We start from the raw sequence: 10,090 nt of genomic DNA on the forward strand, positions 1-10,090 counted from the left end.
CCAACGCGCGGCCCTCGATTTTGGCCGCGCCCTGGGGGGTGCCCCGGGGGGGCGCCGCGTCGCACTCCCGCGCGCGCGCCCCCCCCCCCCGGGGGGGGCCCCCCCCCCCCCCAACGACGGCCGTACGGCCGGGGTCCTACAGGCCGACCTCGCGCATCAGCTGGCCGACCTCGGGGTTGGTCAGGCGGCGCAGCCAGCCCGACTTCTGGTCGCCCAGGGCGATCGGACCGAAGTGGGTGCGCACCAGCTTCTCGACCGGGAAGCCGACCTCGGACAGCATCCGGCGGACGATGTGCTTGCGACCCTCGTGCAGGGTCACCTCGACCAGGTAGTTCTTGCCGACGTTGGAGATCACCTTGAAGCTGTCGGCGCGCGCGTAGCCGTCCTCCAGCTCCACGCCCTTGGCCAGCTGCTTGCCCAGGTCACGCGGGATCGGGCCCTGGATGGCGGCCAGGTAGGTCTTGGTCACGCCGTACTTCGGGTGGGTGAGGCGGTGGGCCAGCTCGCCGTGGTTGGTGAGCAGGATGATGCCCTCGGTCTCGGTGTCCAGCCGGCCGACGTGGAACAGCCGGGTCTCCCGGTTGGTCACGTAGTCGCCCAGGCACTGGCGGCCGTCCGGGTCCTCCATGGTGGAGACCACACCGGCCGGCTTGTTGAGCGCGAAGAACAGGTAGGACTGGGTGGCGACGGTCAGGCCGTCGACCTTGATCTCGTCCTTCTCCGGGTCGACCCGCTTGCCCTGCTCGGTGACCTGCTTGCCGTTGACCGAGACCCGCCCCTGCTCGATCAGCTCCTCGCAGGCGCGCCGACTGCCGACGCCGGCCCGGGCCAGCACCTTCTGAAGGCGCTCGCCCTCGGGCTCGCCGAAGGTCTTGGGCAGCTTGACGGCCGGCTTGTCGTGCCGGGCCAGCACGGCGTCCTCGATCCTGGCCTGGAGCTCGCGCGAGCGCTGCGGCTGGCGGCGCGGGTCGCCCGGGGCGCCCTGGCCCTCCCGGCGCGGGCGCGGAGCCGGGCCGGGACGCCGGCCGGTGAAGCCGCCGCGGGCCGGGGTGGCGTTCGGGCCGCCACCGAACTCGGGGCGGTCGTACTTGCGCTCCTCGGGCCGCAGCGGGCGGTCCGGGAAGCGGCGGTCGTCACGCCGGTCGTCGCGCCGGTCGTCCCGACGGCCGCCGTCGCGCCCGTAGGAACCGCCGCGCGAGCCCGAACCCGAACCCGAACCGCCGCCGTACGAACCGCCGCGCGAACCCGAACCGGAACCCGAGCCGCCACCGTACGAGCCACCGCCGTACGAACCGCCGCGCGAACCCGAACCGGAACCCGAGCCGCCACCGTACGAGCCACCGCCGTACGAACCGCCGCGCGAACCCGAGCCCGAGCCCGAACCGCCGCGACCGCCGCCGCTGCCGCCGCCGTAGGAGCCGCCCCGACCCCCGCCCTGTCCGCCGCGACCGCTACCGCCGCCGCTGCCGTTCCTGCCGTTGCCACTGCTACGCATCAAAGTGTCCGTACGTCGTTCCGTCTGGGATGTGCGGTCGTCTCGGCCGACCTCACCTCCCCCTACCGATCAGGCGTTGCCCGATCGGCCTCGCCACTGCCGTCCGCGGCCTGCGCGGCAGCGGCGGAGACCGCCTCCGCGATCATCGTGCCCTCCAGGGACTCCGCTTCCACGTCGTCGACCTCGGGCAGGAAGGGAGCGAGCTCCGGCAGCTCGTCCAAGCCGCGGAGCCCCATCCGTTCCAGGAAGTAGTTCGTCGTCCGATACAGGATCGCACCTGTTTCGGGCTCGGATCCGGCCTCTTCCGCCAGTCCTCGCTGTACCAGGGTACGCATCACGCCGTCACAGTTCACACCGCGGACGGCGGAAACCCGTGATCTGGACACCGGCTGCCGGTAGGCGACCACCGCCAGGGTCTCCAGCGCGGCCTGGCTGAGCCGAGCCTGCTGGCCGTCCAGCAGGAAGCGGTCGACCGCCTCTGCGCAGGTCTCCCGGCTGTAGAACCGCCAGCCGCCGGCCACCAGCCGCAGGTCGAAGCCGCGCCCCTGGGCGGTGTACTCGGCGGCCAGGCCGCGCAGCGCAGCGCCCACCTCGGCCCGCGACCTTTCCAGCACCCCGGCCAGCCGCTCCTCGCCGACCGGCTCGTCGACGACCATCAGGATCGCCTCCAGCTCGGCCCGCAGCCCCGGCCCGACCGCTCCGGGCCCCAACGGATCCGTTCCGACCGCCTCCGCGCCGGTCGGCTCCGTTCCGGTCGGCTCCGTTCCAGTCGACTCCGTCGCACCGGAAGTCAGCGGGCCCGACTTCTGGTGCACCACCCGGGGCCCGCCGTCCCCCGACTCCGCGGCGGCACCCGGCGGCGCCACCGGGGCTTCCTGAGCTGCCTGCGCCACCGGAGCCGCCACCGGCTCCGGCAGCAGCTCGAAGGCCGGCTCCAGCCACTCCTCCGCCCGCGGCTGCCCCGGCAGCCCGAGCGGGCGCCGCACCGGCCTCCCGACGCCCTTCCCGACGCCCTCGCCACCACTCATCGCCGCCCGTCCTCCTCCTCGGCCCGCTCCGCACCGTCGGCGGGCCGGTCGAACTCGTCCGTCACCTCGACCGGGCCCCGGCCCTCCTCGGCCACCCAGCGCACCCGCAGCTCCCCGAGCGCCTCCGGCTGCTCGAAGTCCAGCGCCCGCTCCCGGTACAGCTCCAACAGCGCCAGGAACCGGGCGACCACCACCAGGGTGTCCGGCGCGTCCGCGACCAGCTGCTGGAAGGAGGCCTCGCCGAGCTCGGTGAGCAGCCCGACCACCAGCGCGGCCTGCTCGCGCACGCTGACCGGCGGGGCGTGGATGTGGTCCACGTACACCACCGGCTCGGGCTTGGGCTCCATCGCCTTGGCCGCCAGCTGGGCGAGCCGCTCCGCGCCGACGGTGATGACCACCTCGGGCAGCAGCTCCGCGTGCCGGGGCTCCAGCCCGACGGCCCGGGGGCGGCGCAGCAGCTCGGCCGCCCAGCGCTCGCCGAACAGCGCGGCCGCCCGCTTGTACGCCCGGTACTGCAACAGCCGTGCGAACAGCAGGTCACGTGCCTCCAGCAGGGCGAGGTCCGCCTCGTCCTCGACCTCGGCCACCGGCAGCAGCCGGGCGGCCTTGAGGTCGAGCAGGGTGGCGGCCACCACCAGGAACTCGGTCGCCGCGTCCAGGTCCCAGTCCGGGCCCATCGCCCGGATGTGCGCCAGGAACTCGTCCGTCACGGTGGCCAGGGCCACCTCGGTGACGTCCAGCTTGTGCTTGGCGATCAGGCCGAGCAGCAGGTCGAAGGGGCCCTCGAAGTTGTCCAGCCGTACCCGGAAGCCGCCCCGGGGCTCCTCCTCGGTGGCCTTCACGGCGCTGGCGGCTGGTTCGACGGTGCTCGGCATGGCGGTCCATCTTCACCCGCCCGCACCGGCCGTCCGGCCACGGGCCCGGCGACACGCCGCCGACCGGCCCGCCACGGACCCGCGGCACGCCGCCACCGGCGGCCGGGGCAGGCCGACGCACGGGCCCGGGAAACAGACCTGGGCAACAGGCCCTAGCGGCCGCGCAGCCGCCGGACCAGGATCGAGGCCTCGCCGCGCTGCTCCAGGTCCGCCAGGACGACCGCGATCGCCTCCCGGACGATCCGCCCGCGGTCCACAGCCAGGCCGTGCTCGCCGCGCAGCACCAGCCGGGTGTGCTCCAGGTCCATGAGCTCCTCGGCGGACACGTACACGGTGATCTTCTCGTCGTGCCGCTCGCGCCCGCTCGGGCGGCGCGGCGCGCGGCCGCGCGGCCGGGCGCGTCCGGCGGCGCCGGCCTGCTCCTCGGCGGCGCCGGCGTGGGAGCGGCCCGCCGGCGCGGGGGCGGCGCCCTGGCCCCCGGCGGCCCGCTGGACGGGCGGCGGCACCGCGGCGCCCTGGTGCTGCTCCTGGGGCGCCTGCCGGTCGTCCTGGGCCCCCTGGGCGGCCTCGGTGCCCTCGGCGCCCTCCGTGCCGTTGACGGTCCGCGCGGTCTCCGGTCTGGATGCCTCGGCGGCCGGACGCGGGGCGAGGGACGGCGACAGCGCCATCCCGCCGGTGGTCCGGAACAGCTCGTCGGCACCCGGGAGACTCACTCGGCGGGGCGGCACCGGTCGAGCACCTCCCTGGCGAGCTGGCGGTAGGCGGCGGCCCCGACCGAGTTGGTGGCGTAGGTCGTGATCGGTTCGCCGGCGACGGTGGTCTCCGGGAAGCGCACGGTCCGCCCGATGACGGTGTGGAAGACGTGCTCGCCGAACGCCTCGACGACCCGCGCCAGCACCTCGCGGCTGTGCACGGTGCGCGAGTCGTACATGGTCGCGAGGATGCCGTCCAGGCGCAGCTCGGGGTTGAGCCGCTCGCACACCTTCTCGATGGTCTCGGTCAGCAGCGCGACCCCGCGCAGTGCGAAGAACTCGCACTCCAGCGGGACGATCACGCTGTGAGCGGCCGTCAGCGCATTGACCGTCAGCAGGCCCAGCGAGGGCTGGCAGTCGATGATGACGAAGTCGTAGTCCGGCAGCAGCGGCTTGAGGGCGCGCGCCAGCGCGGACTCCCGGGCCACCTCGCTGACCAGCTGCACCTCGGCGGCGGAGAGGTCGATGTTGGAGGGCAGCAGGTCCATGCCCGGGACGGCGGTCTTGAGCAGCACCTCATCGGCCGTCAGGCCCCGCTCCATGAGCAGGTTGTAGACGGTGACGTCGAGCTCCATCGGGTTGACGCCGAGGCCGACCGAGAGCGCGCCCTGCGGGTCGAAGTCGACGAGCAGCACCCGGCGGCCGTACTCGGCCAGCGCCGCGCCCAGGTTGATGGTCGACGTGGTCTTGCCGACGCCGCCCTTCTGGTTGCACATGGCGATGATCTGGGCGGGTCCGTGCTCGGCGACCGGCGCGGGGATCGGGAAGTACGGCAGCGGGCGGCCGGTCGGGCCGACCCGCTCGCGGCGCTGGCGCGCGGCGTCGGGGGCCAGCGTGGCCGCGTACTCCGGGTCCGGCTCGTACTCGGCGTCCGGGTCGTCGTAGGCGCCGTAGGCGAACTCGCCGTAGGCCAGGCCGTAGGCCGCCAAGTCGGCGTCGTGATCGGTCACCGTGGTCACCTGCGCTGTGTTCTGGCGTGCTTCGAAGGTACGGAGTGCGACCGAGCCGACCTCGGCCGAGCCCACGGATGCCTGCCGGGCCCCGGGCTCCTCACTCGGCTGGCCGGCGGTGAGCTCCGCCAGTCCTGGCTGACCACCCCCGGGAGCAATTGTCGACTCATTCACAAGTCGTCTTACCTCCTTGGGGATCCAGGACTCTATGTCGATTCGTCAGCGTGGCAGCATGCCGACGGTTTGCGACTCTAGGCCGTTCAAGGCGTTCGCAGCAACACAATCCACGGTAGTGGGCACGATGTGTCGACTATCGGGCGGGCTGCTGTCAAGGGATGAGCAGGCCCATGACCCTAACGTTTCTGCGGGACGCCGAGGGTCGGGTGACACCACCGACGGAAATTGACGACAGAGCGACCCGCCCGGTCCACCCGCTGTTCACGGGCACGGCGAAGCCCCCGACCCGAGGGCATCGGGTCGGGGGCGAACGACCGCCGTGCGGTCAGGGAGTTCAGGCGAGCACGCTCTCCAGCGTGACCGACTCCAGGCCGAAGGCCTCGGCCACGGCCGGGAAGGTGATCTGGCCCTCGTGGACGTTCAGGCCCTTGGCGAGCGCGGCGTCACGACGCAGCGCCTCCTTCCAGCCCCGGTTGGCCAGCTCCAGCACGTACGGCAGGGTGGCGTTGGTCAGCGCGTAGGTGGAGGTGTTCGGGACGGCGCCCGGCATGTTGGCCACGCAGTAGAAGACCGAGTTGTGGACCTGGAAGGTCGGGTCGTCGTGCGTGGTGGGGTGCGAGTCCTCGAAGCAGCCGCCCTGGTCGATGGCGATGTCGACGAGCACGGAGCCCGGCTTCATCCGGGAGACCAGCTCGTTGGTGACCAGCTTCGGGGCCTTGGCGCCCGGGATCAGCACGGCGCCGATGACCAGGTCGGCGTCCAGGACGGCCTTCTCCAGCTCGAAGGAGTTGGACATGATGGCCTTGATCTTGGTGCCGAAGATCCGGTCGGCCTCACGCAGCTTGTTGATGTCGCGGTCCAGCAGGGTCACGTCGTAGCCCATGCCGATGGCGATGGTGGCCGCGTGCCAGCCGGAGACGCCACCGCCGATGACGACGGCCTTGGCCGGGTGGGTGCCGGGCACGCCGCCGGGCAGCACGCCGCGGCCGCCGGCCGGGCGCATCAGGTGGTACGAGCCGACCTGCGGGGCCAGCCGGCCCGCGACCTCGGACATCGGGGCGAGCAGCGGCAGCGCGCCGTTGCCCAGCTGGACGGTCTCGTACGCGATCGCGGTGGTGCCGGAGGCGACCAGCGCGTCGGTGCCGGCCCGGTCGGCCGCGAGGTGCAGGTACGTGAAGACGGTCTGGCCCTTGCGCAGCCGGTGGTACTCGGAGGCGATGGGCTCCTTGACCTTCAGCAGCAGGTCGGCCGTGGCCCACACCTCGTCGGCGGTGGGGAGGATGGTGGCGCCGGCGGCCACGTACTCCTCGTTAAGGATCGAGGAGCCGAGACCGGCGTTGTCCTCGATGTAGACCTCGTGGCCGTTGCGGACCAGCTCATGCACGCCGGCGGGCGTGATGGCCACGCGGTACTCGTGGTTCTTGACCTCGCGGGGGATGCCGACCTTCACGACTGAACACGTCCTCTTGCCATGGGGGTCCCGACCGGAGAAGACCGGTGGGCGACGCGCACGTGGGGAAGCCTCCGGGCATGCCGGGGCAGGGGATCGCTGCGCGACTGGGTTCGAGTGTAATGAAGCCCAGGCGGCCTGTCAGCCTTCCAAATCTAACAATTTCGCCGAAGGCATTGGCAGGTTCGTAGGCTTCCACTGGAACTTACCTGTCATAGGTGTCGTAACAGGGCACTTTCGACGATACCTCCGAAACCGCCCTCACCACCCGCCGTCGACGCGTTCCCGCAGGTCGGCGAGGGCGCTGCCGACCGCCTCCCGGCCGCGCTCGTCGCCGATCCGGCGCAGCACGGCCAGCGCGGCCCGGTACTCCCGGTCGGCCTCCTCGAAGCGGCGCTGGGCGGTGTGCGCCTCGGCGACCCGGGCCAGCAGCCGGGCCTCGGCCGCGTGGTCGCCCAGCGACCGCCGCAGCCCGAGCGCCCGCCCGTACCAGTCGGCGGCGCGCACCGCGTCGCCGAGCGCCCGGTGGCAGCCCGCCGCGCCCTCCAGGGCCCGGGCGCAGAGCGGTTCGTCGCCGACCTCCCGGGCGTGCTCCAGGGCGGCCCGGTAGTGCCCGGCGGCCTGCTCCCAGCGGCCCGCCGAGGCCTGGAGGTCGCCCAGGTTGAGCAGCGCCGCCGAGGCCCGGCGGGGGCGCCCGTTGCGCTCGGCGACGGTGAGCACCAGCTCGTGCAGCCGGTAGAGGTCGGCGGGGGCGGCCGTGCCGGTCAGCGGCAGGGCCCGCAGCAGCGCGGTGACCAGCCGGCCGGCCGAGCCGTCCAGGTCGCCCTGGCCGATCGCGTCGGCCACCGCGCCGAGCAGCAGCTCCCGCTCCGCCGTCAGCCAGTCCCGGGCGTGCCCGGCCGAGTCCAGCCGCAGCGCAGGGGGCAGCGGGTCGGGGGCCGGGCCGTCGGCCGGGTCCAGCAGGGCGCGGGCCGACTCGGTCAGCCGGACCAGCCGCTCCAGCAGCCGGGCCCGGGCGAGCTCGGTCTCGGCGGGCCGGTCCTCCTGCTCCCGCAGCCGGACCAGCCGCTGGTAGAGCCGCCCGGGCACCCGGTAGCGCGGGGTGCCGTCGGCGGCCGGAGCCTCCTCGCCGAGCAGTTCCCGCTCGGCCAGCGCGGCCAGCGTCGCGGCCGCCTCCGGCGCCGGGCAGCCGACCAGGGCGGAGGCGGTGCGCGGGTCGGCGGTCTGCGCCGGGGCGAGCGTGAGGGTGCGCAGCATCCGTGCCTGGGCGGCCGACAGTCCCCGGTAGAGCAGGGTGAAGGCGCCCAGCAGCGGGTCGTTGTCGGGGACGGGCACCGGCTCGGCGGGCGCGGGCTCGGGCTTGACCCAGGTCGACGGGTCGCCGGCCGGCTCGGGCGCGGCGGCGGGCTCCGCGGCCCCGTCCTGCGCCTGGGCGCCCTCCTCCTTCTTCTCCGGTGCCGCGTCGGTCCTCGGCGTCCGGCCGGCCTTCGCGGTCCTCGCGCCCTTCCCGGCCTTCCCCGCCCGGCCGCGCCCGGTGCCCTTGGCGCCCGAGGCCTCGGACTCCTCCCCCACCGCCCGGGTGAGCTCGCGCGCCGCGTCGGTGACCGCGATCTTCGGGTTGCCGCGCAGCCACCGCGAGATCAGCCGCAGCGCGGCCGGCCCGGCGGCGCAGGCCTCGGCGAGGTCGGCCGCGCCGACCGGGTCGCAGGAGACCCGGGTGCCGCCCACCAGGTCGGCCAGCAGTTCCCCGGAGGCCTGCCGGTCCAGCCCGCCGAGGATCACCGGGTCGATGTCCTCGATGCCGGTGAGCGGCCCGGCCGTGGTGGCGAGCACCAGGCAGCCGGGCTCGTCGGCGAGCAGCGGCCACAGCTGCCCGGCGTCCCGGACGTCGTCCAGCACCAGCAGCACCCGGCGTCCCGCCAGGGCCTCCCGCAGGGCCACGCCGCCCGGTTCGTCCCGTCCGTCCTCGACGGCGCCGGGCAGTGGTACGGCGGCCTGCGGGTCGAGCTGCTCCAGCAGCAGCCGGGCGGCCCGGCCCGGCGGCACCCGCCCGCCGTCCGGGGCGGACAGCCGGGCGAACAGCACGCCGTCCGGGTAGTCGGCGGCGGCGGTCCGGGCGAAGCGGGCGGCGAGCGCCGTGCGGCCCGAGCCGGGGCGCCCGGCCAGCACCAGGACGGGGCAGCGGCCGCTCACCCGGCGGGTCGCGGCCGCCCGCAGCGCGGCCAGTTCGGTGCGCCGCCCGGCGAACAGGGCGGGCCCGGCGGGCAGCCGGTCGAGCCCCGGGACGGCGCCGGCGGGCGCGTCGGGGCCGGGGTCCATCGTCGCCGTCTTCCTCGCCACCCGTGCCACTCCCGACGTCATCCCGCGCCCGGCGTCCGGCCGGAAGGCCCGCTGCGCTCGGCGGAGGCGGCCCGGGACGGGCGCCCTGTCTGCGAAGCGTAGTTCGACCGTCCGACTGATCGGAGGTGACATCCGGTCGTACGAACCGGTGAATCACCCCAAGGCATCAACCCCGCTGGTTCGCCCACGCCCCGACGGGCGGTCAGACCTCGAAGGGGCGGGCCGGCCACGGTGCGTCCGGGCGGCGCAGCCCGTCCAGGCCGTCCGGGGAGGTCAGCGCGGCGTGCACGGCGAGGACGCCGGTGACCAGGGTCGGGTTGTGCAGCTGCCCGGCCTGGATCAGCCGGATCAGCTCGGGCACCGGCACCCGGGCGACCTCGATCTCCTGCTCCTCCCCCTCGGCCTCGTACCGCCGGCCCTCGGCCTCGGCGAGGTCGGTGGCCAGGAACATCCGCAGCGCCTCGTCGGTGCCGCCCGGGGAGGTGTAGTAGTCGGCGAGGACCCGCCAGGTGTCGGCCCGGCAGTGGGCCTCCTCGTACAGCTCGCGCCGGGCGGCGTGCCACGGGTTCTCGCCGGGTACGTCGAGCAGGCCGGCCGGCAGCTCCCAGAGCCGCTGGCGGACGGGGTGGCGGTACTGGCGCAGCACCAGCACCCGCTGCTCGTCGTCCAGGGCGAGCACGGAGACCGAGCCGGGGTGGGTCTGGTAGTCGCGCCGGGACCAGCTGCCGTCGGGCATCCGGACCTCCTCGCTGCGCACGCCGGTGACCCGGCCCTGGAACGGCGTCGAGCTCGCCCGGACCTCCCACTCCTCGGCCGTGTCGGCGATCACCAGGTCGCTCTGCTCGTCCATCGCTCTCCCCTTTTCGTCAGTACGACACAATCTAACGCCGAACGGCGGGCCCCCCGGGAATCCGGGGGCCCCCGGCCGGGGGGGGCCCGGGCGGGGGCCCGCCGGGCGGCGGGGCGGTGGATGGGCGGGGTGTGGGGGGGGGGGGGGGTTGAGGTGTGTGGTGGTGTGTTAGT

8 protein-coding genes are annotated in these 10,090 nt (G+C 74.6%); all 8 read right to left on the minus strand.

Annotation, left to right across the window (positions count from 1 at the left end):
• Window positions 1-136: 136 nt before the first annotated feature.
• On the minus strand, window positions 137-1,495 hold the full coding sequence (locus ACFWXO_RS30710; RefSeq protein WP_380527699.1) for a pseudouridine synthase: 1,359 nt from the start codon (window positions 1,493-1,495) through the stop codon (window positions 137-139).
• A gap of 62 nt (window positions 1,496-1,557) precedes the next feature.
• Window positions 1,558-2,151 (minus strand): SMC-Scp complex subunit ScpB, encoded by a 594-nt coding sequence (locus tag ACFWXO_RS30715; RefSeq protein WP_380408390.1) that lies wholly within the window; start codon window positions 2,149-2,151, stop codon window positions 1,558-1,560.
• 368 nt (window positions 2,152-2,519) lie between these two features.
• Window positions 2,520-3,398, minus strand: a complete 879-nt coding sequence (locus ACFWXO_RS30720) for a segregation and condensation protein A (protein ID WP_380527702.1) — start codon at window positions 3,396-3,398, stop codon at window positions 2,520-2,522.
• 152 nt (window positions 3,399-3,550) lie between these two features.
• Window positions 3,551-4,066: a hypothetical protein gene (locus ACFWXO_RS30725; RefSeq protein WP_380527726.1), complete on the minus strand. Its 516-nt coding sequence runs from the start codon at window positions 4,064-4,066 to the stop codon at window positions 3,551-3,553.
• A 41-nt stretch (window positions 4,067-4,107) separates the two neighbouring features.
• The gene (locus tag ACFWXO_RS30730; RefSeq protein WP_208869108.1) at window positions 4,108-5,175 is read right to left on the minus strand and encodes a ParA family protein; all 1,068 of its coding nucleotides are present in this window, start codon (window positions 5,173-5,175) and stop codon (window positions 4,108-4,110) included.
• 436 nt (window positions 5,176-5,611) lie between these two features.
• Complete coding sequence (gene ald / locus ACFWXO_RS30735; protein WP_380527704.1) at window positions 5,612-6,727, minus strand: alanine dehydrogenase; 1,116 nt, start codon at window positions 6,725-6,727, stop codon at window positions 5,612-5,614.
• A gap of 261 nt (window positions 6,728-6,988) precedes the next feature.
• Window positions 6,989-9,067, minus strand: a complete 2,079-nt coding sequence (locus ACFWXO_RS30740; RefSeq protein WP_380527705.1) for a tetratricopeptide repeat protein — start codon at window positions 9,065-9,067, stop codon at window positions 6,989-6,991.
• A gap of 202 nt (window positions 9,068-9,269) precedes the next feature.
• Complete coding sequence (locus ACFWXO_RS30745; protein ID WP_380527707.1) at window positions 9,270-9,917, minus strand: NUDIX domain-containing protein; 648 nt, start codon at window positions 9,915-9,917, stop codon at window positions 9,270-9,272.
• Between the last annotated feature and the right edge of the window lie 173 nt (window positions 9,918-10,090).

Source organism: Kitasatospora sp. NPDC059088 (assembly GCF_042738155.1).
Classification (GTDB): Bacteria; Actinomycetota; Actinomycetes; order Streptomycetales; family Streptomycetaceae; genus Kitasatospora.